Genomic DNA, 26,766 nt, shown 5'->3' on the forward strand with positions numbered 1-26,766 from the left:
TCCTTTCTACGCCAGGAACCGGCGGATGACGGGCGTTTGCCGCGCTTCCTCGAGCAGGAAGCAGTCGTGTCCGTACGGCGCTTCGATCACCTCGAACTCGACCGGCTTACCGAGCGCCCGCAGTACCTGCTCGATCTCTTCCGACCCAGCCGGCGGGTACAGCCAGTCGGAGCTGAAAGCGATCAGCAATGTCCGCGCCGTGACGCCCTGCAACGCTCGTACGAGCGACCCCTCGCCGTACTGTCGGGCGAGATCGAAGTACGTCAGGGCGCGCGAGGCATAAAGATAAGTGTTCGCGTCGAAACGCTTCACGAACGAGTCCGCCTGGTGGCGCAAGTAGCTCTCGACCTCGAACTCAGGCTCGGTGAGCGTGTACCGAATGTCGTCGGCGGACTGCAGGCGTCGGTCGAACTTGTCGGCCAGCGCCGGCGCAGACAGGTAGGTGATGTGCCCGACCATCCGGGCCACTCCCATCCCGGCGTCGGGTGCGCGGCCGGTGCCGTAGTACCTGCCGCCCTGCCAGTCGGGGTCACCGGTGATCGCGTTGCGCGCGATCGCGTTCCAGGCCACGCCCTGTGGCTGGAGGGCGTGCGTGCTGGCGATCACCACGATGGAGTCGACCTGGTCGGGGAACTGCACCGCCCACTCAAGCGCCTGCATCCCGCCGAGCGAGCCACCGGCGACTGCCGCCAGCCGCTCGATGCCGAGGGTCTGCAGGAACGCGCGCTCGGTCCGCACCATGTCCGCGACGGTGATCACCGGGAAGTCCGGGCCGTACGGCGCACCGGTCGCCGGATCGATCGACGAAGGCCCGGTGGTCCCGCGGCAGCCGCCCAGGAGGTTGGTCGACACGACGAAGTACCGGTCGGTGTCGAACGCCTTGCCCGGACCGATCATCCCGTCCCACCAGCCGAGCCCGGCGCCGGCGGTGCCGTCGCGGTCCGCGGCCCCGAACCCGTCGCGGGTGCCGGCCTCCGGCGGGGACTTCGCGAACCCCGCCGCATGCGCGTCGCCGCTCAGTGCGTGGCAGACCAGGATGACGTTGTCGCGCTGCGGCGAGAGCTCGCCGTACGTCTCGTAGGCCACGCGGATCGGGTGCAGTCTCCGCCCGCAATCGAGTGCCACCGGCTCGGGCAGCTCGGCGTACCGGGTCTCCACCGTTCCGACGGAACCGGCCGCGAGTTTCGGGTCTGGCTCCGCCATGTGGTCATCCTAGCTGGCTTCTTAACTATCTCTATAGACTAACCAAACAATCCGAACGAAGGGGCGAACGGACATGAGTACGACGGTTGTCAACGGGGTCAACGTGCAGGCACTGCTGGACGCGCGGGAGGTCCTGAAGGGCGCGCCGGAAGCCGCCCAGTTCGTCTGGCGGGCGTCGTCGAAGTGGCAGAAGGGCGTGCACAGCACGACCACGATCCAGAACTTCTTCGGTCTCGGCGAAGAACAGACGCACAAGTCCGAATCGGTCTTCGACGCCGATCACCCCGCGGTCTTCGCGGCCGAGGACAACGGCATCACCCCGATCGAGTACCTGCTGGTCGGCCTGGCGAGCTGCCTGACGGCGGGCGTCGCGTCGGTCGCGCAGAACCGCGGCATCCAGCTGCGTTCGGTCGAGTCGACGGTCGAGGGCAACCACGACATCCGCGGCATCCTCGGTGCCGACAGCGACGTTCGCAACGGCTTCAACGACGTCAAGGTGACGTTCACGATCGACGCCGACGCGTCCAAGGAGGACATCGAGGCGCTGGTGGCCCAGTCCCAGAAGCGTTCCGCGGTGTTCGACGCGCTCACCAACCCGACCAACGTGACCGTCGAAGTCGCCTGAGGTTCCGGCCATCGAGCGCACCGCGGTCGTCGTCATCGGCGCCGGCCACGCCGGTCTCGCCGCCAGTCACTTCCTCACCGAGCGGTCCCTGGACCATGTCGTGCTCGAGCGCGGCGAGGTGGCGAACTCCTGGCGACGCGAACGCTGGCCGTCGCTGCGGCTGCTCACGCCCAACTGGCTGAGCCGGCTCCCGGGTCATCACTACGACGGCCCGGAGCCGGACGGCTACATGACGATGGCCGAGGTGACCGAGTTCATCGAGCGCTTCGCCAAGGTGTCGCGCGCGCCCGTCCGGACTGGCACTGAAGTGACTCGGGTACGCCGCATTGACGACGGCTACCAGGTCATGACGAGCAACGGCGAGATCCGGTGTCGTGCGCTAGTAATCGCTAGCGGTGCGTGTAACCGGCCGACCGTGCCGGAGCTGGCTGCCGCAGTGCCGGAGTCGGTCGAGCAGCTGACGCCGTTCTCCTATCGCGATCCCGCTCAGCTTGCCGATGGCGGCGTACTCGTCGTCGGCGCCTCGGCGACCGGGGTTCAGCTCGCAGCCGAACTGCGACGCTCGGGCCGGCCGGTGACGATCTCGGTGGGGGAGCAGGCACGGATGCCGCGGACCTACCGCGGTCGCGACGTACTGTGGTGGATGGTTGCCTCCGGCATCTGGGACCAGCGGTACGACGAGGTTGACGACCTCGACCGGGCCCGCCGACTGCCGTCGCCGCAGCTCGTGGGGACGCCGGAGCGCACGACGCTCGACCTCAACGTGCTCACCGCGATGGGTGTCGAGCCGGTGGGTCGGCTGGCCGCTATCCGCGACGGCACCGCGTTGTTCTCGGGCGGGTTGCGCAACGTGTTCGCGCTGGCTGACCTGAAGTTGGCGCGACTGTTGACCACCTTCGACGAGTGGGCCGACGACGAGGCCGATGCGCCCGAACGCTTCGCGCCGACCCAGGTGCCTGCGTCGGCACGACTGCAGCTCGATCTGCGCAGGGGCGAGATTCGGACGATCATCTGGGCGACCGGCTTCCGGCCCGACTACGGGTGGCTCGACGTACCGGTCCTCGATCCGAAAGGCCGCCTGCGCCATGACGGCGGCGTGGTCGACAGCCCAGGAATGTACGCCCTCGGCCTGCCCGTGCTGAGACGCCGCAAATCCACCTTCATTCACGGCATCGAAGACGACGCCCGAGACGTCACCAACCACCTCGCACACCATCTTGACGGCATGGTGGAATGAGGCGGGTGACCCCGTTCTCCCCAGACGCCATCGGCGCTGCGCTCGGCTCGCGGCTGAGCGACGTACAACTGCTGGACACGTTCGCTGCCTCGGATGCTGAGGTCGTGCGGGTGCGGCTGGACGGCTCTGAAACCACGGTCATCGCAAAGCACGCGACCGGTGCCGGGGCGGCAGCTGCGCGGCGGGAAATCGCCTTCTACGAGCAGCTTGCGCCGCGTTGGGACCACCCGGCACCGCGGTTGCTCGGTGCAACAGACGACGGTGAGTCGGTCCTCCTGCTGACCGAGGACCTGAACGCAGGCGGCTATCACGCCCCGGGTCCGGACGTTTCCGACAATCAGTTGCACGGCGCAATCGACGTACTCGCGGCTCTGCATCGTGAGTTCTGGAACGACGTCCCGGCCGCCGAGCTCGAGCAATCGGTCACCAGTACGGCGCAAGCCTGGCCGCCGGAGGTGATCAGCCGGAATGCGGCCGCCGTCCGCGCCGAGGCCGCACGATTCTTCGACGCCGCCACGGAACTCGTGGACGCGGAACGCTCGATCCTCGAGGAGATCGTCGACGGCTGGGAGAACCAGTTCCAAGCAAGAGTCCGCGAAGGCCGCGCACTCACCCTGATCCACGGTGACTTCCACTTCCTCGGCAACGTGTTCTTCAAGGAAGCCGACCCGAGGCCCAAGGTCATCGACTGGTCCGAACTCAAGCCCGGCCTCGGCCCGCACGACCTGGCCTACGCCCTGTCTGTGGTCCCATCCGACGATCGACCGACCCGCGACCGAGCGCTCCTGCGCCGTTACTGGGAAGCACTCGCAGCCGAGGACTACAGCTGGGAACTGTGCGAGTGGGACTTCCGCTTCTCACTCATCAGCAACCTCTTCCAGTCGGTGTTCCAGCACAGCGTCCGCTGGTACCGCGTCTCACTCACCGCAATCGAGACCCTCGACGCCCGCTCAACCCTGACCGACCGCCCGCCGATCAGTGGCGGGTGAGGCGGTCCAGGACTTCGAAGACGCCGGCGATGTCTCGGCGCTCGTAGCCGAGGGCTCGGGCCAGTGTCAGGATCTCGTCGGCGCTGGTTGCTGTTGGCAACAGGACCTCCAGGGTGCGGCCGGCCTCGAGGGCGAGAACGAGGTCCTTCTGCATCAGCCGGATGTCGAACCAGGCCTCGTCGGGAAGGTTGAGCAGCAGCGGTTCGCGGGCCTGCAGCATCGGTGAGCCGATCGGGCTGGCGGTCATCACCCGGAGGGCGAGCTCGCGGTCGACCCCGGACCGCTCGGCCAGCAGCAGCCCTTCGGCCATCGCGAGGACCTGCACCGCGAGGCTGATGTTGATCCCGAGCTTCAGCGCGAGCCCCTGACCGTTGCCGCCGATGTACGTCGGCCTGCCGAGCTCACCGAGTACCGGTTCGACCTGGTGGTAGGCCTGCTCGTCCCCGCCGACCATGATCGTGAGTGTGCCGGCCCGCACCTGAGGGACGCTTCCGGACACCGGCGCGTCCAGCAGCCGGGCTCCGGTCGCGAGCACCCGGTCCGCGACCTCGCGGCTGACCCGCGGGCTGACGGTGCTCATGTCGATCCAAACCTGACCGTCGGCCAGCTCGGGAATGATGCTGTCGGCAACGAGTTCCAGGGCAGAGTCGTCGGGAATCGAGGTGACGACCACCTCGGACGTCTTCGCCAGCGACCCTGCGTCGTCGATCCAGCGCAGACCGTCCGCGACGAGCGGTTCAGCCCGTTCGCGGGTCCGGCTCGTTCCGTACACCTCGTACCCAGCTCCGAGCAGCCGTCCCGCCATCGCGCCACCCATATGGCCCAGGCCGACAAAGCCAACAACCGGACGCCTCGCCGTACTCGTCATCGTCTCTACTCACTCCCGTCGACTTCGCACTGTCTCCAGGATCGCCGGCCGGATCGCGCGAATCGTCACCGCCAGCCGTCCTCGTATCCCCCCGCTAGCCGGAACATCGGTTTGACGCTGGCCGGGGCGATCGATCCCCACTCGGCACCGGAAACTGAGGCTATGAAGCGTGAACATCTTCGGCGCCTGCTCGCCGCACTGGCCGTATGGCGGTGGGCGCGGAGGCGGCGGCCCAGCGCGGCGCCGCAGCCAATAGGCCCGCCGATCGAGGAGATCGCGGCGGCGCTTCGGCAGTTGCTCTGGGACCACGACGAACTGCTGCGATCGCCGAACCGGGCTGTGCCTGATGGGCGACTGCGGTGGATGGAGAAGCGGATCGGCGACCGCGCGGTACAGGCGGCGCAGGCGATCGACGTACCGCATCCGGACCGGCCGGTAGGCGGTTACAGCAGGCAACAACTGGTTCGGCTACTGCATGAGCTGACCTGTGCCGGCCTGGCACTTCCCCGCTCCGTCGTCCTCCTCGCGCCGGACAACCTGCCCTGAGACGGGCCGTTGTGCGGTCGGGACGGCAGTGGGACGCTCGTCGGGTGGTGAGCCTCGGATGGGTCCGGCTCCGCGGGTCGTTGCTGCTGCAGTGTGTGGGCGCGCTGGCCGCGGGTGTCGTTGCGTTCGTCCTGGCCGCTGTCGTGTGTACGGAGGCTCGAGGTCACGTGCACGTGGTGATCGTCGGTGTCGTCCTGCTGATCGTTGTCTTCGGCATCGTTCGGCTCACCGGGATCCTGTACGCCCTGCCGATCGGCGTCGTCGTGATCCTGGCGTTCGACTGGTACATCCTGCCTCCGCTGCGGGCGCTGGACGCGGCCACCGTCCTGCTGCTGGTGCTGTTCCTGGTGATGTCGGTGATCATCGGCGCGGTGACGACCGAGGCGGGGCGCCGGTCGGTCGAAGCCGAGAAGGCCCGGGGCGACATGGCCGACACGCAGGCTTCCTTGCGACGGCTGGCCCTGCTGGTCGCGGCCGGCGAACCGCCCGCGGTGGTGTTCAGCGCGGTGACGGAGGAAGTGCTGCGGCACTTCGGCGGCGACACGGCCCGGATGATCCGCTTCGAGCGCGACGGTACGGCGACGTTGGTCGCGAGCGAGGGGACGACCGGACCGCATGTCCGGATCGGTGAGCCGTGGCAGGGCTATCCGCCGACCGGCCTGACCGAGACGATACTGCGCACCGGACAGGCCGCTCGGGTCGACGACTACGCCGTAATCCCGGGCGGCGAACCGTACCTGCGCGAAGGTCTGCGCGCCGCCGTGGCGATGCCGGTCCACGTCGACGGTCGGGTGTGGGGGATGATCGCCCTCGGGTCCGGGCACGGACCGCTGCCGGCCGGCGCCGAGGATCGGTTGACGGACTTCACCAACCTGGTCGCGATGGCGGTGGCGAACGCGCAGAGTCGCGCCGAGGTGATGACCTCGAGAGCACGGTTGGTGACGGCATCGGACGACGCCCGCCGCCGGATCGAGCGGAACCTGCACGACGGCGCCCAGCAGCGACTGGTCTCGCTGGCTCTCGGTCTCCGGTCGGCGGCGACCGGCTTCACCGGACCGGACGACATCCGTGCCGAGATCGAACAGATCGCCACCGAGCTCGTCGAGGTGATCGACGAGCTCCGGGAGATCTCCCGCGGGATCCACCCGGCGATCCTGTCGGAATCGGGACTGCGTCCGGCGCTCCGGGCGCTGGCCCGAAGGTCGGTGGTCGAAGTGGAGCTCGAGGCCCGGATCGAGGGCAGGCTTCCTGAGGCGGTCGAGGTGGCGGCGTACTACGTCGTCTCCGAGATGCTCGCCAACGCGGCCAAGCACGCGCAGGCGACGATTGTGCAGGTGCGCGCGGAGGTCTCGGATGGCCAGCTTCTGCTGGTCGTGCGAGACGATGGCGTCGGTGGCGCCGATCCGGCGCTAGGCTCGGGGCTGGTGGGCCTCAAGGACCGCCTCGACGCCCTCGGTGGTTCCTTCGCAGTCGACAGCCCACGAGGCGCCGGTACGACAGCTACCTGCGAGCTCCCGATCGGCAGCTGAGTTCCTGCTAGCGGGAACTCAGGATTCCCACCACCGTGCTCATCGGTTGGGTGCTCACCGCGACGACAGCACCACCCGCGCCGCGCGATGCTCCAAGGGTGCGATCACTGCGTAGTCCCCAGGAGCTCAAGGAGCGCTTCGAAGTCGAGGCGGTCCCGCTTCGTCAACGCGTGTACGTCGGTGCCCTGCGACTGACCGGAAATCCGGCCGATGCGGAGGATCTGGTCCAGGAGACGTACCTGCGGGCTTATCGAGGCTTCGCGGGATTCGAGCCCGGAACCAACCTGCGCGGGTGGCTGTTCCGGATCCTGCGCAACGTCTTCATCACCAGCTATCGCAAGCGCCAGAACGAGCCGATCACCGTCTCCCACGACTGGTACGAGAGCAGTGTCCGCGTCCTGCACAGCGTCGCGGCCTCCGCCGAAACCACCGTGCTCGACGCGATCCCGGACCGCGGACTGCAAACAGCGCTGGCGTCGCTGCCGGAGCGTTACCGGCGAGTGGTACTGCTGTTCGACGTCGACGGGTTCAGCTACCAGGAGATCGCCGACATCGTCGGCATTCCCCGCGGAACCGTCATGTCCCGCATCCACCGCGGCCGCCGAGCCCTCCGCGCGGACCTGGAGCGCGCGTCGTGAATGTCTCGTCGCGTGCGAGCTGGACTCATGGCCCGTGATGGCGACATCGGAGATACTCTGTGCCATGGCGACTGGGCCGTCACCACAGCAGAGCGGCGATGATGCCGCTCGGACGCGCGTGGTGCTGGCCGAGGACGACGTACTGCTGCGTGAGGGGCTCGCCAGGCTGCTGCAGCAGGCGGGGTTCGAGGTGGCCGGGCAGACCGGCGACAGCGCGTGGATCCTTCCGCTGGTGCGCGACGAGCAGCCCGATCTGGTCGTGGTGGACATCCGGATGCCTCCGACCAACACCACCGAGGGCCTGGACGCCGCCCGGCAGATCCGCCTGGAGTTCCCGGGGATCGCCATTCTGGTGCTGTCGGCCCACACCGAGGTCGAGCACGCGATGGAGCTGCTGGGGAGCGGTGAGCGGATCGGGTACCTGCTGAAGACGCGGATCACCGATGTGGACGAGTTCATCCAGACGTTGGAGCGGATCGTCCGGGGCGGTTCGGTGATCGACCCCGCGCTGGTGCAGGAGCTGGTCAGGACGCGCCGCCGGAACGACCCGCTGGCCGGACTCAGCGACCGGGAGCAGGAGGTGCTCGCGCTGATGGCAGAGGGCCGGTCGAACGCCGGCATCGCGCGGCGGCTGTGGGTGACCGAAGGCACCGTGGAGAAGCACGTCCGGCACATCATGGCGAAGTTGAGCCTGTCGGCGACCGACGACGACCACCGCCGCGTGCTCGCGGTGGTGACCTACCTCGAGGCTCGCTGACTCAGGCCGTGAGCCCGAGCACATCCCGGATCGCCGGGACCGACAGCCTGGTCTTGGGCAGGAAGCCGGCGACCCGGCTTGCCGAGATGCGATCCGCGTAGTCCTCTTCGGCGTGGGTGGAGACCACGATCACAGTGGCCGGCGCGAGGCCGGTCTCGCTGGTCAACCGGCGTACGACGTCGAAGCCGCTCTCCTGGCCGAGGTCGATGTCGACCAGCGTGACATCCGGCCCGAGCTCCACGACGAGGCGCACCGCGTCGTCCCCGTTCGAGGCCACGGCAACGACCCGCATGCCCTCGCGCTCCAGCAGACCGCGAGCAGCCGCCAGGAAATGAGGGCTGTCATCCACGATCAAGCAGCGCAACTCCATGGCTCCAGCATGCCGAACCGCCTGACCGTCGGACAATCCGGCTAGCTGGAAGCATGCGGGCTCGCGATCTTCCGGCTGGCCGGTACGCCGAATGGGCGCTCGCTGTGACGAAATCCGGTCGTTCCGTCGGCACCGTGGGAAGTGGCAGAACCCCGGAGTCGTGGAGAGGTACAGGTCGTGGTGAAAGGATCGGTGCTGAGGGCAACGGCAATGCTGGTCTCGCTGGCGGGATACGGGATCAGTCCGCAATCGCCGCCCATCGTCGTGCACCAGGATCAGGTTTCGGCGGCATCACCGGCTACACGTGCAGAGGAGCGGCTGGATGCGATGTCGACCGCCGACCGTGACCGGGTGCAGGCGACGCTGGCGGCGGCCGGTCGCGACGAGCGGCCGTACGTCGTCGAGGTGGTGGCCGCCGGGCACAGCGCCGCCGAAGTCGCCTCGTTCGCACGCCTGATCAGCGGCAAGCGGCCTCGGTGGCTGCAGACGCACCTCGATCTGCTCGATCCGGATGGGTCCGGCTGGGTGGCGTACCGGTCTTCACCGGTGCAACAGCCCGACGACACGAGCTGCGGGCCGATGACGATCCTGATGGCCCGCGCGATCTCGGACCCGTTCTACTCGCTGTACCTCACCACCGGCGACACCACCGACCGGGCCGACGCCGGCGCGGAACAGTTCCAGGCGCGGTTGACCGCCGAGGAACACCGCATTCACGCCGAGACCAACCGCTTCTGGCCGCAGAGCCTCGGCTCGACACCGCTCGGCATGAGCAACGAGCTGAACCGGTACGCCGCTGCGCTCGGAACCCGCTATCAGGCCCGGCCGGCCGATGGGTCGACGCTGTCGGATGCGGCCGAGGCGGCCGGCAACGGTCAGCCGGTGCCGGTGCTGATCGGAGACTGGATCCCGCGGCACTACATCCTGCTGATCGGCCGCGCCGGCGGCGATCTGATCTACTACGAGCCCGGGTACGCGACGGTCGGCCACATCTCCGAGCAGGACTTCGTGCAGGGCAAGATCGACGTGATCGGCTTCCACCGCATCTTCGCGGTTGTCCGCCCGCACTAGTTCAGTGCGGCGGGGGATTCGGCCTGGGGGATGAGCAGGGCGGGGTGGCCCGAGCCGTTGGCTGGGACGCTCCAGATGTCGGAGTCGGCCGGGCCGTGGGGGATGGCGTAGCCGATGGTGTCGGAGTCGAGCCAGGCCGGCTGGTCGTCGACGGTGCGGGTCTCGGCCAGTGGCGTCCTGGCGCCGGTGGCCAGGTCGAGGACCGTCAGTCGCCAGCCCTTGGCCGGGTTGCCGTCGATCGCCGACTTGAAGGCGATCCGGCGGCCGTCGGGGGAGAGGGACGGACATTCCACGTTAACGGTGATGGTACGCACGGTCCTCGCCGCGATGTCGCCCTCGACCAGGTAGCGGTGGCCGGCGGTGGACATAGTGGCGTAGAAGTGGTTGTCGTCGGCGGTGAACGTGATACCCCAGAAGTTCAGGTCGGCGGCCTTGTAGGGGTGACCGTCCAACGTCACCGACAGGAACTCCAGCGAATCGACCATGTCCAGCGTCTTCAGGTCGATCAGTCCGGAACGCGTCGAGAACCGGCCGTTGTTGTACGAGTCGCCCGCGACGAAGACGGTCCACGCCGCCATTCGTCCGTCGGCCGAGACCCGGGTGCGATTCGGTACGCCGACGAGCGGAATCGCCTTCTGCACTTGAAGATTCTTGTCCAGGATCGCGATCTGGAACGTCGTCAGTGCGCCGTCCTGCCGTAGACACGTGCCGGTGCCACCAGCGGCGTACACCCGCAAGCAGTTCAACGCCGACACCGAACGCGGTCCGCCCGGATCGTTCTTCGCGACCATGGCGAGACGCCCTTTGCTACCTGGCGCAGTACTGCGGAACATGATGCGCGGACCGGTCAGGCTGAGTCCGTCGGCTGCGGCAACCGGCGTACGGTCGTGGGTGGTTGTGAACACGCTGTAGGTGACCCCGACCGCGGCCAGGAGCAATGCTCCAAGGACCGCGATCAGCACTCGCCGGGTCACGCTGGCTGCTCCGTCCTCGGCGAGATCCCGCGGAGCAGTAGGGCGACGACGAAGACGGCTGCGACGACCAGTCCGGCGGCGATGCGGCTGGCGCTGGCCGGACCCCAGATCGTCCAGGCGAGTCCGAACAGGATCGACGATCCGAGATAGGACACCGCTTGTCCGGTCTGGATCAGCGCGATCCCCGTCGTACGGAAGCCTTCAGGAAGCAGCGGGCCGGCCAACGCCATCAGTACGCCGTCCGTCGATGCGTAGAAGAGGCCGTAGAGACCTAGTACGACGACCAGCAACGGCCAGCCGCCGAACGGTCCGAACAGCAGCAGGTAAACCAGAACGAGTGCGGTGTAGCCGCCGAGGACCACTTTGAGTCGGCCGATCTTGTCCGCCAGAATACCGAGAGGCGTTGCCAGCAGTAGATACGACAGGTTGGTGCCTACGGCAAGCAATGGGAACCAACCGATGCTCAGGTCTTCTCGTCGCTGCAGGAGCAGGTAGACGAAGCCGTCGCCGATGGTCACCATTCCGGCGACACACGCGGCCAGGACCAGGCGTCGTACCGGTCCCCTGCGCAGGAGCTCACGGAGCGCCGAGGGAGCGACGGTGTTCTTCGGCGGTTGCTTGTCACGGTGGTCGCGGACGAAGAGCACCAGCAACAGAACGCCGAACGCGGCGATGCAGAAGCTGGCGACGAACACCGCGTCGTACGCCTGCGCGGTCGCAGCCAAGATCCCGACCGCGACCAACGGCCCGGCGAACGCGCCGATCGTGTCCATCATCCGGTGTACGCCGAAGGCACGGCCGTACAACTGTGGTGGGGTGGACAGGGTGATCAGCGTGTCGCGCGGAGCCGTGCGGAGGCCCTTGCCGGTGCGGTCGATCGCGATCACCGCGCCGATCGCACCGACGGAGCTGCCCGCGGCCAGCAGACCGAGTTTCGCCACCGCCGACAGGCCGTACCCGAAGCCTGCAACGGCTTTGCGGCGCCGGGACCGGTCCGCGATGTACCCGCCGATCAGCCGCAGGAACGCGGTCGCGCCGGTGTACGTGCCGTCGACCACGCCGTACAGCGCAGGGCTGAGGTGCAGACCGATCATCAGGTACACCGGCAGGATCGCGGTCACCATCTCCGACGAGATGTCGGTGACCAGGCTGACGGCGCCGAGCGCGAAGACGTTGCCGCTGACAAGGAACAGGGCGCGTCCGCGCGCCGTCTTCGGGCGGTCGATCGTGGACAGGTACACCAGCGTCAGTTCCAGACGTTGGTGATCTCGGCGGCCGAGTTCAGGTGGGCCAGGCCGTACGAGCTCTCGATGGTGCTGAGCACGTTGTAGTGGTTGATCTGGTTGGAGAAGGTGCCGACCTGGGTGTGCGCGCCGAGGAACGCGGTGAAGATGTGGTTCGAGGAGCCGCCGTTGTCCTCGTCGAAGGTGATCACGAGCAGACTGTTGTGCGTCGTGGCCCAGGTCGCGTACGCCGTCAGGTTGTTCTTCAGCCAGGTGTCACCGTTGCCGACCGAGCAGTCGTGCATGTCGCTGCACATGTTCGGCGTCACGAACGAGACGGTCGGCAGGCTGGCGTAGTTCGCCGAGCTCGGGAAGTCGCTGTACCGGAGATTGCTTGCCGTCGGCACGTTGCTGAAGTTGACCCAGCTGTTGTGCTTGCGCTGGTACTGGCCGCTCGAGCAACCCGTGTAGGCGGCCGACGGCATGCTTTCGGAATACCCCTTGAAGGTTTTGCCGGCCGAGATCAGCTGGTTGCCGAGGTTGTTGCCGCTGAAGGTGTGCGGGCAGCTGTCGCTGGTCAGGCCCTGCGTCGAGCCGGAGAAGATCGCCGCGTAGTTGGGCTGGCTCGGGTGCGTGACGCCGTACGCCTGGGTGAACTTCGCGCCCTGGCCGGCGAGGCTGTTGAACGTCGGCGCGCTCGAGCTGCCGTTGATCTGTGAGTAGGCGTGATTCTCGAACATCACTACGACGATGTGATCGAACGCGGGCACAGCCGACGCCGCTTGCGCACTGGGCGATCTACCGGCGATCGCCACCACCGACGCGGCGACAACCGCCGCCGCAACCACCATTCCCGCAACGCGTTTCCGGATCACGATGTCTCCTCTTGGGGCGGCCACGGCCCTGGCTTGCGCCAGGGCCGTCACCCATCGTCGGAGTCAGCGCTCGACATCACCACTGCCGGCAGATGTGAGAAAGATGAACAGACCGTCACTTGACGGCAACCTTAAGTGAGGCTAGATACCACTTCTGCCAACGGCGTGGGAGCCACTCCGAGCAGCCTGCGGGTCTCCGCGCTGTCCAGCACGGCCGGCCGTTCGATCATGTAGAGCATCTCCGTGATCTCCGCGACGACCGGGTCGGCCGCCGCGAGGGCCGCGAGCTGTTCATGCGTCATCGCGGCCAGGGAAGGCTTCGTACCGGCGGCCTCGGCGAGGATCTCGGTGAGGCGGCGGAGCGAGAGGTCGGCCGTGCTCGGCACGTGCCAGGCACGGCCCCAGGACGCGTCGTTCTCGCCGGCCGCGACGGCTGTGCGGGCAGCGTCGACCGTGTACGTCCACGAGTGGGGAGCGTCCAGGTCGGCCGGGAAGAACGTCGCGTCCTGCCCGGCGAACACCGCCGGCTGCACCGTGAGGGAGTAGTACGAGACCGCGCCGGGGCCGAGGAAGTCGTGCGCGCGCACCTCGGTGGCGCGTACCCGGCCGGCGTCGTTCGCCGCCTTGACGTCCTCCCACATGCGGGCGCGTACCCGTCCCTTGGCGGTGGTCGCTACCAGTGGCAGGTCCTCGGTGATCGGCCCGTCGACCGGGCCGTAGCCGTACGCGTTGCCGACCATCACGTAGTCGGCGCCGGTCTGCTCAGCGGCTGCCAGCAGCGAGCCGGCCAGCGGAGGCCACAGCTCTGGCCAACGGTCGTACGGCGGCATCGCGCAGTTGTACAGGGTCTGTGCGCCGCGGGCGATCTCGGCGAGCGCGACGGCGTCAGTGGCATCGGCGCTGACCGCTTGTACGCCCGGGTGGTCGGGTCCCGTTCCCCGACGGCTGACCAGCCGGACCTGGTGACCGGCCTCGGCCAGCAGCAGCGCGGTGGGGATGCCGGTGGCTCCGGCTCCGACGACGACCTTCAAAGGCATGGAGTGCTCCTCTTGCGTGGACTGGACTCCATCGTCGGGCGCGCCGGCGTCGTACAGTAGTGGCCTGAATGCCATGATGCCCAAGGATCTGGACATGCACCGCGTTGCCGTCATCGCCGTACCTCCCGTGACCGCCTTCGACCTCGCCATCCCGGAGATGGTCTTCTCCGCCGTGGAGGTCGACGGCACCCCGGCGTACGACGTGGTTGTCTGCACTGCCGAGCCGGGTGTGGTGGCGACGACCGGCAGCGTTCGGATGGTCGTCGATCACGGGCTCGACGCTCTTCGCGGCGCCGACACGGTGATCGTCACGGGATCGGGGCGGCGCGACGACTTCGACCCCGAGGTGCTCGACGCGCTACGCCAGGCTGCCGACGCCGGGCGGCGGGTCGCGTCGATCTGCACCGGCGCCTTCGCGCTCGCATCGGCCGGTGTGCTGGACGGGCGGCTCGCGACGACCTATTGGCCGTACAGCGAGGAGTTCACCCGGCGATTCCCGCGGGTCGAGGTTCGCGCCGGCGTGCTGTACACAGACGACGGCGACGTGTTCACCTCGGCGGGCGTCGCGGCCGGCCTCGACCTGTGCCTGTACCTGGTCCGCCGCGACCACGGTGCGACTGTCGCCAACCACGCGGCTCGGCTCGCTGTTGTCGCGCCGGTGCGGCACGGCGGGCAACGGCAGTTCATCGAGTCGCCCGCGCAGCCGGACAACGGCACCGGCCTCGCCGAGACCCGGGCCTGGGCGTTGGAGCGGCTCGGCGACGAGCTGACCCTGACAACCTTGGCCGCCCACGCCCACACCAGCGTCCGCAACCTCACCCGCCGCTTCCGAGCCGAGACCGCCCAGAGCCCCCTGCAATGGCTCCTCCAGCAACGCGTCGACCGAGCCCGAGAACTCCTCGAAACCACCACCCTGCCCGTGGAACGAGTCGCCCACCTCAGCGGCCTCAACTCAGCCGAGTCCCTCCGCCAACACTTCACCAAAAAGATCGGCCTCTCCCCAACGGCGTACCGCAACACCTTCACTCACACACCCTCCTGAGCGGCCCGGTGAGACGATGCGGCTGTGATCACATCGCGCCAGCTCGAGTATTTCCAGGCAGTCGCGCGGGAGTTGCATTTCACTCGGGCGGCCCAGGCTCAGCGCATTGCCCAGCCCGCGCTGTCCCAGCAGATCCGCAAACTGGAGCGGCAGTTGGGGCTCACGCTGTTCGAACGCAACAACCACCAGGTGAGTCTGACGCCGGCTGGTGCCGCGTTGCTGGAGCATGCCGAACGGATCCTGGCGGACATCGTCGCCGTCGAGGAGGAGATGCTCGGCTGGACCAGCGGGGTACGGGGCCGGATCCGGTTGGGTGCCGCCCGGGGACTGATGCCTCAGCTGGCCAAGACCCTGGTGGTCTACTGCCGTACCTATCCGCAGGTCGAAGTGGAGTTGCGGGAGCAGAACACCGAGGAGATGATGGCCGACCTTCTCGGCGGCAGGATCGATGCCGCGACCCTGGCTGCCCCTCCTCAGCGGGCAGAGCGGCGAATCGAGTGGCAGCCGTTGGGCAGCGAGCCGCTGGTGCTGATCGCCGGGCCGGACACGACGCTGGGCGGTCGGGACCGGGTGCCGGTCGGTGATCTCGACGGGCAGGACCTGATCGCGTATCCGCCGCAGTCAGCGATCGCCGCGATCATCACAGGCGCTCTGGCCGAGGCCGGTGCCGTGCCGCATCTCCGCTTCGAAAGCCGCGAGTACACCACGGCACGGGCTCTGGCGAGTGTCGGGCTGGCAGCGGCCGTCGTACCCCGCTCCGTGGCTGTGGCTCCGGGACCGCCGGTCGGGGTCGCCGTCCTGGAGCCAGAGCTGGTGTGGACGCCGGCGCTCGCATGGTCGGCGGTACGACGTCCAGTGCCGGCGCTCTCGGCGTTCCTGGACCTGATGCTCGCCGGCGCGGAGTTTCTGCCCGGTGATAACCCTGACGTCTGACCGTGAGTCGGATCAGGTCTTGGACGACTGACGAACTCCTAGCGGACAGTGGTCACAGCAGCCGATCCGACCTGGAGGACCCGTCATCATGAACGCGTACGAGCGTGGCACCCGGGAGTTCACCGCCCTGATGGGCGCCCCGGCCGAAGAGGCGCTGGCCGAGGTGCGCCTTCGTTCCCCGGAGCTGTACCGGACGATGCTGGAAGGGCCGTTCGCAGGCCCGCTGGCTCACGGGGAGCTGAGTCGCGCCGACCGCGAGGTCGCGACGGTAGCGATGCTCTCGGCCCTGGGCGGCGCCGAGCAGCAGCTGGCCAGCCACGTCAAAGCGGCACTCCGCCACGGCGTCACGCAGCCCGAGCTCCTCGCGCTCGCCGAACACGTCTCGGCCTACGCCGGATTCCCCCGCGCCCTCAACGCGTTGTCAGTCATCGACGAGGTGCTCACGTCGCAAGGGATCGCTCGCCCGGCCCGCCTGCACGATGTCGCACTCGCCGACCACCGGACGACGGTGGCACAACGGGGCGAGGAAGGGCCCGCAGTGGTCCTGGTGCACGCGCTCGGGCTGGACTGGCGCATGTGGGAGCCGGTCATGGAGCAACTGGCGGCCGCGGGTCGCCGGGTGTTCGCGTACGACGTGCGCGGTCACGGCTCGGCCGCCGGGTCTCCTAACCCCTTCACCATGGACGACACTGCCCGCGACCTGATCGGCGTACTGGATGCCATGGGCCTGGATCAGGCCCATGTCGTTGGACTGTCCTATGGCGGCGGCATCGCGCAGACAGCTGCGGTTGCCCACCCTGAGCGCTTCGCCTCGCTCGCGCTGCTCGCCACGACCGACTTTGCCTTCGCCGCTTTCGAGGACCGGGCTCGCTCCGGCGAGGTCGACGGCATGCCTGCTCAGGTGGTCCCGTCGCTGACGCGCTGGTTCACACCGCCGGCCCTGGCCGTGAACGCCTGGGGTGTGCGCTACGCCCGGGAGCGGGTCCTGCGCGGCAACCCGACCGACTGGGCGGCCGCCTGGCGGGCGTTCAAGGACCTCGACGTGCAAGGCCGGTTGGAGGGTTTCCCCGCTCCGGTGCTGGTGCTGTCCGGCGAGCTGGACCTGTCGACCACTCCGGCGATCATGGGCGGCATCGCCGACCGCATCAAGGGAGCGGTGTTCCAGGAGCTGCCCGGCGTTCCCCACATGCAGACGCTGGAGAGCCCGGACCTGGTCGCGCAGGCCCTCGACGGCTTCCTGCCTCAGGAGACAGCGAACTCGAGCCAGAGGGGGTAGTGGTCGGAGATGCGCCAGGAGAGGCGGGTCTTGTCGAGGTCGGTGAGGATGTGTGGGACGAAGTCGAAGTTGCCGGCTCGGTGGGTGTAGGTCAGGCCGTCGAGGAGAGACGGCAGGCCTGGTTTGGTCGGGTCGCTGAACCAGGCGATCTGGTCGTAGAAGTGGTGAGTGTGGGGATTGTCGAAGATCGTGCGGGGGAGGACGTCGAGCTCGGACGGCGGCCACAGTCCGGTCGACACGAACGCTTGGAACAACGGGTTGCCGAGTCGGTCGAGGTTGAAGTCACCGAGGACAAGAAGGTTGTGGTTCCAGTCCTTCGGCCGGTCGGCCCAGCCACGCATCCATTTGGCAAAGGCGGTCATCTCGTCGATCCTGTCGGCCGGACCGTCGCCCCAGATGACGTGCACGGTGGTCAGGATGAAGTCGGTGTCGCCACGGACGAATCCGGCGGCATACGGCGTACGGGCGAACTGCGTCACCGGTCCGTCGGCATCGGCCGGTACGACGAGCTCGCCGACGAGGCCGGATGGCTGGATCCGTTGACTGTCGTAGATGTAGGCGAGCCGTTCGTCGCCACCCGGATCGCCTTCGGTGACATCCGATGCGATGACGCGGTACTGCGGACCGAGCAACGACAGCACAGCAAACAGGGCTGACGTGTCGCGACGCGTCTCCTGAACGGCAGTCACATCGAACCGCTCGATCACCGCAGCGATACACGCCAGCGCATGCCAATCGCGTCGCGGACTGTCTCCCTCAACCGAGTCCCACCGCGGAGCCAAACCACCGAACGCACGAATGTTCCAGGTCCCGATCAGCAAGTTGTCAACAGTCTTCTCAGGAGTCGACAACTTCAACGCACCCTTGATCCGCTCAAGATCACCAGCAACGCCCACAGGAATAGGCCCAGGCGGTGCCAGACTGGTCGTCATCGGCACTCCCCGGCAATGACAACGCACGACAAAACTTCGCGATCAACCATCGCGGCCCCCAACCCCTAATTCGCAGTATGCGAAGGTGTGGCTGGGTTTGCAACCTTTGGCGACTTGGTCGCATCTAGTAGGTGTCCAAGGGGGACATCGTGACAGTTCTGCACTCCATACTTCAGACAAGCGATATCTCCGCGGTGGAGCAGGCGCTGCTGTTGGCGATCGACTCCGGGCACACCGACAGGGCGCCGAAGGCAGCATTCAACCTCGGCGTCCTGCGGGAGGATCGGGCCGACTTCGAGGGGGCGGAGCAGGCCTATCAGCTGGCGATCGACTCGGGGCACGCAGATCATGCACCCAAGGCAGCGGTCAATCTCGGCGTACTCCGTGAGGGGCGCGGCGATTTCGCCGGTGCGGAGCGGGCCCTGTTGCTGGCGATCGACTCGGGGCACGTCGACCTCGCCCCGATGGCGGCGGTCAACCTCGGCGTACTGCGTGACGACGAGGATGGAGCGGAGCGCGCCTACCAGGTGGCGATCGACTCCGGCCACGCCGACCAGGCTCCGAAGGCGGCGGTCAACCTCGGCGTACTCCGTGAGCGGCGGCACGACTGCGTTGGTGCCGAGCGCGCCTATCGGCTGGCGATCGCGTCCGGGCACGCCACCATGGCTCCGATGGCAGCGGTCAACCTCGCGGTGCTCTGCGAGGGGCGAGGTGATTTCGCCGGGGCGGAGCTGGCGTACCAGGTAGCGATCGACTCCGGGCACGCCGATCTGGCTCCGAAGGCGGCGGTCAACCTCGGCGTACTCCGTGAAGAGCGAGGCGATCTCGCCGGGGCAGAGCTGGCCTACCGGGTCGTGATCGAATCTGGGCACGCTGACCAGGCTCCGCAGGCGGCGGTGAATCTCGGGGTGCTCTGTCACGGTCGGGAGGACTTTGCCGGCGCGGAGTCGGCCTTCCAGCTGGTGATCGAGTCCGGGCATGCTGACATGGCTCCGAAGGCCGCGTTCAATCTCGGCGTACTGCGTCAGGATCAAGGCGACCTCGACGGCGCCGAGCGTGCGTACCAACTCGCGATCGACTCCGGGCATCCGTCGGCTGCGTCTTGTGCGCGCGAGGTGATGATGCAGCTCTACGACGCGCCCAGCGCAGCCGGTGCGATTTGAGGCAGCAGGCTCTAGCCTCGACAGGGACATGGCTCCGAGTCAGCCCGTACGACGCCTGGACCTGCGTGCCGACTGCGCGCAGTGCGCCGGGCTGTGCTGCGTGGCGCTGGCGATCACCGCGTCCGCCGACTTCGCCATCGACAAGCCGGCCGGTGAACCGTGCCCGAACCTGAGGCACGACTTCCGCTGCGGCATCCACGCACGGCTGCGCGACGGCGGCTTCCCCGGCTGCACCGTGTACGACTGCTTCGGCGCCGGCCAGAAGGTCACCCAGGTGACGTACGGCGGCCGTGACTGGCGGCAGGCGGCGGACTCGGGTGCGCAGATGTTCGAGGTGTTCTCGGTAGTGCGGCTGCTGCATGAGCTGCTCTGGTACCTGACCGAGGCTCTCGAGTTGGCACCTTCTCTGCACGGTGAGCTCACGCGTGCGCTCGACGACACCGAACAACTGACCCTCGGCAGCCCGGAGTCGCTCACGGCGCTCGACGTACTCGCTCATCGCTCACGGATCAACGACCTGCTGCTACAGACCAGCGAGCTCGTCCGGGCCGGCGTCTCGCCCACGCCGATGAGCCGACGCGGCTCGGACCTCAGCGGCGCGGATCTGCGCGGCGCCGACCTGCGGGGCACGGACTTGCGCAGTGCCTACCTGACCGGCGCTGACTTGCGTCAGGCCGACCTCACGACCGCCGACCTCATCGGCGCCGAGCTCCGCGACACCGACCTCCGCGGCGCCCACCTCGCCCGCAGCATCTTCCTGACCCAGATGCAGCTCAACGCAGCCCGCGGCGACGCCACCACAACCCTCCCACCCCGCCTGACCCGCCCACCCCACTGGCCCTAGCCCTCAACCTCGAACCGCAGTACCGCCCGCGAGTCCGGCACGGCAGGCGGAGATCAGGCTCTCGGCCAACGGCAGAGCCGCGGCCTCCTCGTCGAGGATCGACAGATACAGCTCCTCGGCGGCACCCGACTCCAGGCCGAGCAGATGGACGAGCTGCTCGGCGCCGTCCAGGCGGCCCCACAGATAGTCGCATTCCCTGGCCTTGCGGGAGAAGAACGCACCGAAGTGATGTACGCCGATGCCCTGAAGCTTCGCGGCTCCTCTCGCATTGAGGCGCGTTGCGCCATCAGGACTGAAGCGGGCAACTCGGATCGGGCTGAACTGCTGGATCTCGCTCAGCGACATCAGCGGGAAGATCGCGGTGTCCCACAGCGGGAAGCCGATGAAACGCACCAGCACCGCGTTGCGCAGCTCGTCGTCCCAGCCGGTCGACAACTCGTTGAACCGCTGGAGCATCTCGAGGCTGGAGCCCTCCAGTTGCTTGTCGAGATGGCTGTTCAGTGCGGCCATCATCGCCGACACTTCAGCTTCGTGATCTCTTGCCACCCCCTCCAGCTCCTGGGTCATTAGGCCGGCGAGCGCGTCGTCGGCGAAGGGGCCGCCGTGCGGTAGCACGTCACGAAGACGGTCGGGTGCGAGCGCGGAGTCGATGGAGTCGATGAACAAGTACAGCTGGCGCTTCGCGGCGTCGAGCTGTGGCCGGAGCTCGGGACCTGCGCCGGAATAGAGGTCGCTGACACCCTGGACCACGAACCGCAGCCGACGAACGCGATACGGCACATCGCTGGACCTGATGTAGTTCTGAGCGTCCGCACTGGTGGGATCGCCGCCGTACTTGGCGTCTTGCCATTCGCCCAGGACCGCGCGGATGAACTCGGCCTGAGCCGACTCCGGCGGGTAGCCATACGCAGATGCGACCGCGGTCGCGAGTGCCTGGTGGATGCTGCGCAGTTTGAGTCGCAGGTACGTCGGATAGGTCGTGCCGACTGCTTGGCGAGCTTGATCGTGGACTTGGTTCATCGCCGTCCGCATCTGGTCCGCTTCCGGAGACCGCAGGAGCGCGCTCACCGACGCCAGCGTGGTCGGCAGGGCCGCCACCTGCGGCGTGACGAGCCGGCGGATGTCGTTGACACGCTCGTTGAACTGCCGGAGTCGCTGGAGCTCGTCGAGGATCGGTTCGCTGCGTGGGATTCCCGACAGGGAAGGGATCACCGCGCCGAGCAGGGTCGGAGCCGTGGCATCACGACGTTCGACCGTCGGCTGGGCCGGGTCGGGCTCCAGGTACACCACCCACCGCCGCACCTCGCTGGCGGCCGGCTTCGCAACGATCGCGTCGATCGCCAGACCGAACGGCTTGTTGTCCAGTACGCCGCCGTCGATGAACCAGGCGTCCTGGGCAGTGTTGAAGGGCGCACGATACGCGGGCAGGAACCCGGCCACGAGCGACGGGTTGAGGTCGCGGGTCCGTGCATCGGAGCGGAGGTCGCGATCGAAGCTGCCCAGGCCGACCGGAGGAAACGCGCCCGGGAAGGACGAGGTCGCGCGGGCGGCGAAGCTCAGGGCTCCGGTGTCGGCCGCGGTGAAGTCGTCGACCCGCTCGGCGTCCTCCGCACCCGCGGCGTCCAGGCGGAACCGCATCACCACTTGGTGAGTCTTGTCGTCGATCGTCCGATCCGCGATGCGGATGAAGCGGCGGTACCCGCGAAGGTCCGTCAGCGTCACGAACAGTTCGAGGGAGAGTCCGTCCGGGACCAAGGTGGGCTTCTCGATCTGGGTCATCCCGGCCAAGACGTCGTACAGGACGCGGCCCATCCGATCGCCGCGCAAGGGCGGTTGGGCACGGCCGAGATTGATGAGTGACCACGAGGCCCACTCCATCGCGCGGAGTTTCCAGTGGAGGTGCTCGGACAGCCAGGGGATCTTGCCGGCCAGGGCCGGCCGCCAGAGCCGCCCGATGTCGCCCTCGACCATCCAGAGGTCGCGCAGCGCATCCTGCGAGGCGTTCCGGGCGAGTGCCGTCGCCAGACAGACGCCGTTGATTCCACCCGCGGAGGTGCCGGTAATGACGTCGACGACGACCCTGGTCCGGACGCCGTGGTCCTCGAGTTGTTTCCGTTTGAGCAGGTTCCAGTACGCCGCTTCGGTCCGCTCGCCCGGCTCGGTAAACGGATTGGTCTGCTGGTTGTCCTCGTAGGCACAAGAAGCACGCACCAATTTGTGGATTTCCTTGGTCGTGCCGTGCATGTAAATCGCCAGCGACACGCCCCCGAAGCACACCAGCGCAAGCCGCAGCTCACACACCGGCTCCACCGAAACCGGTGGTACCTGAATCCTCATTTCGTCCCCCTCGACCAGCCCCTCGTCCCGTCGTACTCCTGACCGCCGAGAAGGGGAAGCGCTGGCTGCGAAGAACGTCCAACTATCCTACAGTTCGAGCGTATGACTGACGTTTGCAGGTGCTTTGTTGTATTGGATTCCAATTGGCTTTTGCAATTGTTTTTGGTGGCGGGTTCAGGTAAGTCGGATAGATTTGGGCGGTGAGGATGACAGTTGTGGGTTGCTCCGGCTCCGCGCCGGGTCCGGACTCCGCCGCGTCGAGCTATCTGGTCGAGAAGGACGGCCACCGATTGCTGCTCGACCTGGGGGCGGGTGCCGCCGGGCCCCTCCAGCGCTACTCGACCGCGGAAGCGATCGACGCCGTGATCTTGTCGCACGCGCACTCCGATCACTGGTCGGACGTGACGCAGCTCAGCTACTACCGGTCCAACGCGATCCGCGATGGAAGCGACTGCGGACCGCTGCGAGTGTTCGGTCCTTCGAACATGAACTCGGTCCTGACCACCAATCCGGACGACTTCGCCACAACCGTGACGCGAGCAGGAGACCTCGAGCTCGGTCCGATGCGTGTCCGGCTCGCCCAGGTCCGGCATGGTGAGCTCGAGTGTTGGGCGAGCAGGGTCGACGACGTCCTGTGCTACACAGCTGACACCGAACCGTGCGCGGCGATCGAGGCGTTGGCCGACGGCTGCGGAGTACTGCTTGCGGAGGCGTCCGGTTTCGACGCCGACGGGCCGATGCGTGGGCATCTCACCGCCGGCGACGCGGGCCGGCTGGCGACGAAGGCTGGTGCGAAGTTGCTGATCCTGACGCATCTGCGCGCCTGGCAGGACCACCTGCGGCTGCTCGACGAGGCAGCTCAGATAGCAGCATGCCCGGTGATCCTGGCCCATCCCGGCCTGCGAGTCGCGCTTTAGACCTCGCTCCGCGCCACGGGCATGGAAACCCGACCCGCCACCGGTGAAGTGAGCCGGGTGGCGGGTCAGGTGCTTACTCGCCCGCGAGCGGGTCGATGGTTGCTGAGGCCCAGCGGAAGTAGGCCGGGTCGTTGAACGTGCCGGGAACCTTGCCGAGGCCCTGGATGACCGTCGCGGTGCCGTTGGCGTGACCAACGGCGTACAGATAGGCCGTATTGGTGTCCTTGTCGACGCCGAGCAGCAGGGTGCCCTGGCTGCCGCACTTCTGCGCGATCAGGAATTCGAAGCCCTGCCAGGTACGGGTGCGTACCGGTTTGACCACTGGTTGCATCGGCGACGTCGTCGGGATCCGAATCGTGTAGAGCGCGCCGCCCCGGGTGTTCGCGAGGAACGTGTCATACGTCCGGGTCTTGCTGATCAACGCCATCGACTTCACCGAAGCGAAGCCCGGGGACGTGCCGGTGACTTGCCAGCCCCCGCTGGTCGAGGTCCACCTGAGCAGCACGCCGTCGGCGCGCAGCCCGTACAGCTTCGTTCGCGGGACCGAGGTCCCCTCCCGATAGCGAGCTTCCTCGAACGCGACGATGTCACCGTAGTCGCCGCCGTCGACCTCGCGACGGATCGAGTCCCGGTCGAGATCGCGGCCCATGACGAGCGTGTAACCGTTGTAGGACAGGGCTTTGCCGATGATCACATGGCCCGCGACGTAAACTCCGCGCGGATCCGGGGACGTAAACCTCGAACCGCTGAGCCGTACCTGGTCGCCGAACAGTGCGGGCGCCACGACATGATCGTTCGTTCTCGTCGGAGGTGAGGTGGCTGTGATGCGCTGCGACCTCTCGTCACCTCCAGCCGTGACCGACCCCAGATCCATCGTGCATTTGCCGGCGTTTGCGTTGCCGGTGGTTGTTGTTACAGCGTCCGCGGCTCCGGGCAACAATCCGGCGGCCAGCAATGCGGCCGCACTAACTACTACGGAGCTTCGACGGACAAGCCTTTGCTTACCGTACATTTCGCAACCTCTCGCGACCTGACCCCCCAGGTTGCGGGCTCCCTGCCAGCACTAGATCGTTGCCTAGCCTGATGCCGCCAACCCGCTGAAAGTTGCGCATTCACGACCCTTTAGGTAGAGAGAATGAAGCGCATGACCAGCTTGTGGAGTTTGCGATGAACGAGATCAAGCCGTACCGGATCGACGTACCGCAAGCTGAGCTCGATGATTTGCGAGAGCGGCTTGAGCGGGTCCGGTGGGCCGACGAGGTGGAGGGCGCCGGCTGGGACTACGGCTCGCCGGTCGACGAGCTGAAGAGCCAGGTCGACTATTGGAAGTCGTCGTACGACTGGCGCATCTGGGAGGCGCGGCTGAACGAGTATCCGCAGTTCACGACCACGATCGACGGCCAGAACATCCATTTCCTGCAGGTGAAGTCGCCGCAGGCCGACGCCTTGCCGCTGATCCTCACGCACGGTTGGCCGGGTTCCGTCGCCGAGTTCCTCGACATCATCGAGCCGCTGACCGATCCGGTCGAGGGCGACCTCGCCTTCGACCTGGTGATCCCGTCGCTGCCCGGGTTCGGATTCTCCGGGCCGACCAGCTCCCGCGGCTGGAGCCCGCACCGGATCGCGGCCGCTTGGGCGGAACTGATGCGCATGCTGGGCTACGAGCGGTACGGCGCGGTCGGCAACGACTGGGGTTCGGACATCGCCCCGGAGCTCGGCCGGGTAGCGCCGGCGGCCGTCGTCGGGGCTCACGTCACGCAGATCTTCTCGAACATCGATCCCGCCGAGCTCGACCCCAACTCGCCGGAGGAACGCGCCGCCATCGAGGGACTCGAATGGTTCCAGCAGAACATGGACGCCTACGACTACCTGCAATCACAGCAACCACAATCGCTCGCGCACGCGCTCACCGACTCGCCGGCCGGGCTACTCGGCTGGCACAACCTCATCTATCGGGGCGGTCTCGACCTCGACTTCGTGCTGACCAACGTGATGATCCACTGGCTGACCCGCACGGTCGCCTCGGCCATGCGGATCTACTACGAGAACGGCAAGAGCACCCGGCCCACTGAGCCCACGACCGTGCCACTCGGGCTGGCGCAGTTCCGCGACGACACCCAGGCGATCCGGCGCTTCGCGGAACGCGATCACGCGAACATCGTCTCGTGGAACGTCTACGACACCGGCGGCCATTTCGCCGCCCACCAGGAGCCTGACCTGCTGGTCAACGACCTGAGGACCTTCTTCACCCAACTGGACTGAATCTTGCCCGCGGGGTTGTGGGCTCTTGTGCTCCGGCAGCTAAGCGCTTAACTTCTGTTTTGCAAGGGCTTTGGCCGTCGGGTGAGGTGGGCGAGGTGTGGGCGTGACGACGATGCAGGATGTCGCCGATCGGGCTGGGGTGTCGATTGCGACGGTGTCGTACGTCGTGAACGGGACGAAGGCGGTGACGCCGGCTACGCGCGCGAAGATCGAGGCGGCGATGGCCGACCTGAACTTCCAGCGCAACCGGGCCGCGCGAGCCCTGGCGATCCGCCGGACGCAGAATCTGGCGCTGGTGTATCCGGCGCTGGAGCGGCGTCTCGGGGCGACGTCGGTGGAGTTCCTCACCAGCGCGGCCACGGCCGCGAATCGGTCCGACTACCACCTGACGTTGTGGCCGGTCAGCAACGACGCGGTCGGCCTGAAGGATCTGCTGTCCGCCGGCCTCGTGGACGGCGTACTGCTGATGGAAGTACTGCTCGACGACCCGCGCGTCACCACCTTGCGCGACGCGGGTACGCCGTTCGCGATGATCGGCCGCACCGCCGATCCGTCCGGAGAGCTGTACGCCGACATCGACTTCGACGCCACCGTGTCGGCCGCCCTGGATCGGCTGGAATCCCTCGGCCATCGGTACGTCGCACTGATCGGTGAACGCGGTGGCACCGGAGCCCTGCCTGGATACGGACCCCAGGTCCGAACGGATGAAGCCTTCGCCCGTCTCGTCGCCGAGCGGGGCTTGCGGTCGGTCACCGTCGGCTGCGAGCAGACCGCGTCGGCAGGGTCGGACATCACCCAGCAGCTGCTCGCCGAACATCCGGAAGTCACCGCGATCCTGGTGCGCAACGAGCAGGCGACGCTCGGCGTCATGGTCGGCGTTCGCCAGGCAGGGCTGCGCGTGCCGGACGACGTCTCTGTGATCGCGCTCGGCACGACCGGGGACATCTCGACCATGTCGTCACCGGCCCTCACGATGATGCAGTCGCCCGGCGAGGAACTGGGGCGACTCGGCGTCGAGATCCTGGTCGACTACCTGGAGTCCGGCACCCGGACTCCACCCCAGCTGGTTCCCTGCACGTTCTTGCCCGGCGCCTCGGTCGCGCCCGCCCGCTGACCAA

26 protein-coding genes are annotated in these 26,766 nt (G+C 67.6%); 16 read left to right on the forward strand and 10 right to left on the reverse strand.

Features of this window, described 5'->3' with window-relative positions:
• Positions 1 to 6: 6 nt before the first annotated feature.
• Positions 7 to 1,203, reverse strand: coding sequence for a homoserine O-acetyltransferase MetX (metX, locus tag EV650_RS04210; RefSeq protein ID WP_134115493.1), 1,197 nt, complete (start codon positions 1,201 to 1,203; stop codon positions 7 to 9).
• A 73-nt stretch (positions 1,204 to 1,276) separates the two neighbouring features.
• On the opposite strand from metX, the gene EV650_RS04215 reads away from it, so the two are divergent.
• Genes EV650_RS04215 through EV650_RS04225 form a run of 3 tightly spaced genes read left to right on the forward strand, consistent with a single transcriptional unit; the run spans position 1,277 to position 4,054 of the window.
• The gene (locus EV650_RS04215) at positions 1,277 to 1,828 is read left to right on the forward strand and encodes an OsmC family protein (RefSeq protein WP_134115496.1); all 552 of its coding nucleotides are present in this window, start codon (positions 1,277 to 1,279) and stop codon (positions 1,826 to 1,828) included.
• 34 nt (positions 1,829 to 1,862) lie between these two features.
• Entirely contained in the window at positions 1,863 to 3,065 is a 1,203-nt protein-coding gene (locus EV650_RS04220; RefSeq protein WP_238174258.1) for a flavin-containing monooxygenase, read from the forward strand.
• Positions 3,062 to 4,054 (forward strand): aminoglycoside phosphotransferase family protein, encoded by a 993-nt coding sequence (locus EV650_RS04225; RefSeq protein ID WP_134115498.1) that lies wholly within the window; start codon positions 3,062 to 3,064, stop codon positions 4,052 to 4,054. The genes EV650_RS04220 and EV650_RS04225 overlap by 4 nt, the downstream gene beginning before the upstream one ends.
• On the opposite strand, the gene EV650_RS04230 is transcribed toward EV650_RS04225, so the two are convergent.
• A complete protein-coding gene (locus EV650_RS04230) occupies positions 4,041 to 4,922 on the reverse strand; it encodes an NAD(P)-dependent oxidoreductase (protein WP_134115500.1) in 882 nt (293 codons plus the stop codon). The two genes, EV650_RS04225 and EV650_RS04230, sit on opposite strands and share 14 nt — an antisense overlap.
• 162 nt (positions 4,923 to 5,084) lie before the next feature.
• On the opposite strand from EV650_RS04230, the gene EV650_RS04235 reads away from it, so the two are divergent.
• From EV650_RS04235 to EV650_RS04250, 4 genes are all read left to right on the forward strand, one after another.
• Positions 5,085 to 5,468: a hypothetical protein gene (locus EV650_RS04235; protein ID WP_134115502.1), complete on the forward strand. Its 384-nt coding sequence runs from the start codon at positions 5,085 to 5,087 to the stop codon at positions 5,466 to 5,468.
• Positions 5,469 to 5,512: 44 nt separating this feature from the next.
• Positions 5,513 to 6,997, forward strand: a complete 1,485-nt coding sequence (locus tag EV650_RS04240; protein ID WP_202874389.1) for a GAF domain-containing sensor histidine kinase — start codon at positions 5,513 to 5,515, stop codon at positions 6,995 to 6,997.
• Positions 6,998 to 7,095: 98 nt separating this feature from the next.
• Positions 7,096 to 7,635: a sigma-70 family RNA polymerase sigma factor gene (locus tag EV650_RS04245; RefSeq protein WP_134115505.1), complete on the forward strand. Its 540-nt coding sequence runs from the start codon at positions 7,096 to 7,098 to the stop codon at positions 7,633 to 7,635.
• Between the two features lie 64 nt (positions 7,636 to 7,699).
• Positions 7,700 to 8,392 (forward strand): response regulator, encoded by a 693-nt coding sequence (locus EV650_RS04250; protein WP_134115507.1) that lies wholly within the window; start codon positions 7,700 to 7,702, stop codon positions 8,390 to 8,392.
• A 1-nt stretch (position 8,393) separates the two neighbouring features.
• Here EV650_RS04250 and EV650_RS04255 read toward each other — a convergent pair whose 3' ends face one another.
• The gene (locus EV650_RS04255; protein WP_134115510.1) at positions 8,394 to 8,762 is read right to left on the reverse strand and encodes a response regulator; all 369 of its coding nucleotides are present in this window, start codon (positions 8,760 to 8,762) and stop codon (positions 8,394 to 8,396) included.
• A 192-nt stretch (positions 8,763 to 8,954) separates the two neighbouring features.
• On the opposite strand from EV650_RS04255, the gene EV650_RS04260 reads away from it, so the two are divergent.
• Positions 8,955 to 9,833 carry a hypothetical protein gene (locus EV650_RS04260; RefSeq protein ID WP_134115512.1) on the forward strand — a complete coding sequence of 293 codons (879 nt, stop codon included), beginning with the start codon at positions 8,955 to 8,957 and terminating at the stop codon, positions 9,831 to 9,833.
• Here EV650_RS04260 and EV650_RS04265 read toward each other — a convergent pair.
• The 4 genes from EV650_RS04265 to EV650_RS04280 form a co-directional block, all read right to left on the reverse strand.
• On the reverse strand, positions 9,830 to 10,807 hold the full coding sequence (locus tag EV650_RS04265; protein WP_202874390.1) for a TolB-like translocation protein: 978 nt from the start codon (positions 10,805 to 10,807) through the stop codon (positions 9,830 to 9,832). The two genes, EV650_RS04260 and EV650_RS04265, sit on opposite strands and share 4 nt — an antisense overlap.
• The gene (locus EV650_RS04270) at positions 10,804 to 12,048 is read right to left on the reverse strand and encodes an MFS transporter (RefSeq protein WP_134115514.1); all 1,245 of its coding nucleotides are present in this window, start codon (positions 12,046 to 12,048) and stop codon (positions 10,804 to 10,806) included. Before EV650_RS04270 ends, EV650_RS04265 begins: the two co-directional genes overlap by 4 nt.
• A gap of 5 nt (positions 12,049 to 12,053) precedes the next feature.
• Complete coding sequence (locus tag EV650_RS04275) at positions 12,054 to 12,905, reverse strand: alkaline phosphatase family protein (protein ID WP_238174012.1); 852 nt, start codon at positions 12,903 to 12,905, stop codon at positions 12,054 to 12,056.
• Positions 12,906 to 13,036: 131 nt separating this feature from the next.
• A complete protein-coding gene (locus EV650_RS04280; protein ID WP_134115517.1) occupies positions 13,037 to 13,942 on the reverse strand; it encodes an NAD-dependent epimerase/dehydratase family protein in 906 nt (301 codons plus the stop codon).
• A 94-nt stretch (positions 13,943 to 14,036) separates the two neighbouring features.
• On the opposite strand from EV650_RS04280, the gene EV650_RS04285 reads away from it, so the two are divergent.
• The 3 genes from EV650_RS04285 to EV650_RS04295 all read left to right on the forward strand — a co-directional run bounded on the left by EV650_RS04285 (position 14,037) and on the right by EV650_RS04295 (position 17,193).
• Positions 14,037 to 14,984, forward strand: coding sequence for a GlxA family transcriptional regulator (locus tag EV650_RS04285; RefSeq protein ID WP_134115519.1), 948 nt, complete (start codon positions 14,037 to 14,039; stop codon positions 14,982 to 14,984).
• Between the two features lie 24 nt (positions 14,985 to 15,008).
• Positions 15,009 to 15,917, forward strand: a complete 909-nt coding sequence (locus tag EV650_RS04290) for a LysR family transcriptional regulator (RefSeq protein WP_134115522.1) — start codon at positions 15,009 to 15,011, stop codon at positions 15,915 to 15,917.
• A gap of 88 nt (positions 15,918 to 16,005) precedes the next feature.
• A complete protein-coding gene (locus EV650_RS04295; protein ID WP_134115525.1) occupies positions 16,006 to 17,193 on the forward strand; it encodes an alpha/beta hydrolase in 1,188 nt (395 codons plus the stop codon).
• On the opposite strand, the gene EV650_RS04300 is transcribed toward EV650_RS04295, so the two are convergent.
• The gene (locus EV650_RS04300; protein WP_134115527.1) at positions 17,160 to 18,125 is read right to left on the reverse strand and encodes an endonuclease/exonuclease/phosphatase family protein; all 966 of its coding nucleotides are present in this window, start codon (positions 18,123 to 18,125) and stop codon (positions 17,160 to 17,162) included. The two genes, EV650_RS04295 and EV650_RS04300, sit on opposite strands and share 34 nt — an antisense overlap.
• Before the next feature lie 149 nt (positions 18,126 to 18,274).
• On the opposite strand from EV650_RS04300, the gene EV650_RS04305 reads away from it, so the two are divergent.
• Together EV650_RS04305 and EV650_RS04310 are read left to right on the forward strand one after the other, a co-directional pair.
• Positions 18,275 to 19,288 carry a tetratricopeptide repeat protein gene (locus tag EV650_RS04305; protein ID WP_134115529.1) on the forward strand — a complete coding sequence of 338 codons (1,014 nt, stop codon included), beginning with the start codon at positions 18,275 to 18,277 and terminating at the stop codon, positions 19,286 to 19,288.
• 28 nt (positions 19,289 to 19,316) lie between these two features.
• Positions 19,317 to 20,132, forward strand: coding sequence for a pentapeptide repeat-containing protein (locus tag EV650_RS04310; RefSeq protein ID WP_134115531.1), 816 nt, complete (start codon positions 19,317 to 19,319; stop codon positions 20,130 to 20,132).
• A 3-nt stretch (positions 20,133 to 20,135) separates the two neighbouring features.
• Here EV650_RS04310 and EV650_RS04315 read toward each other — a convergent pair whose 3' ends face one another.
• Entirely contained in the window at positions 20,136 to 22,469 is a 2,334-nt protein-coding gene (locus tag EV650_RS04315) for a patatin-like protein (protein WP_134115532.1), read from the reverse strand.
• A 206-nt stretch (positions 22,470 to 22,675) separates the two neighbouring features.
• Here EV650_RS04315 and EV650_RS04320 point away from each other — a divergent pair, with 206 nt between their 5' ends.
• A complete protein-coding gene (locus EV650_RS04320; protein ID WP_134119891.1) occupies positions 22,676 to 23,386 on the forward strand; it encodes an MBL fold metallo-hydrolase in 711 nt (236 codons plus the stop codon).
• A 73-nt stretch (positions 23,387 to 23,459) separates the two neighbouring features.
• Here EV650_RS04320 and EV650_RS04325 read toward each other — a convergent pair whose 3' ends face one another.
• Positions 23,460 to 24,170, reverse strand: coding sequence for a hypothetical protein (locus tag EV650_RS04325; RefSeq protein WP_238174013.1), 711 nt, complete (start codon positions 24,168 to 24,170; stop codon positions 23,460 to 23,462).
• Between the two features lie 383 nt (positions 24,171 to 24,553).
• Here EV650_RS04325 and EV650_RS04330 point away from each other — a divergent pair, with 383 nt between their 5' ends.
• Together EV650_RS04330 and EV650_RS04335 are read left to right on the forward strand one after the other, a co-directional pair.
• Positions 24,554 to 25,648, forward strand: a complete 1,095-nt coding sequence (locus EV650_RS04330) for an epoxide hydrolase family protein (protein ID WP_134115537.1) — start codon at positions 24,554 to 24,556, stop codon at positions 25,646 to 25,648.
• Between the two features lie 112 nt (positions 25,649 to 25,760).
• Positions 25,761 to 26,762, forward strand: coding sequence for a LacI family DNA-binding transcriptional regulator (locus EV650_RS04335; protein WP_238174259.1), 1,002 nt, complete (start codon positions 25,761 to 25,763; stop codon positions 26,760 to 26,762).
• Positions 26,763 to 26,766 lie beyond the last annotated feature (4 nt).

Origin of the sequence: Kribbella kalugense (assembly GCF_004365875.1) — a bacterium.
Classification (GTDB): Bacteria; Actinomycetota; Actinomycetes; order Propionibacteriales; family Kribbellaceae; genus Kribbella; species Kribbella kalugense.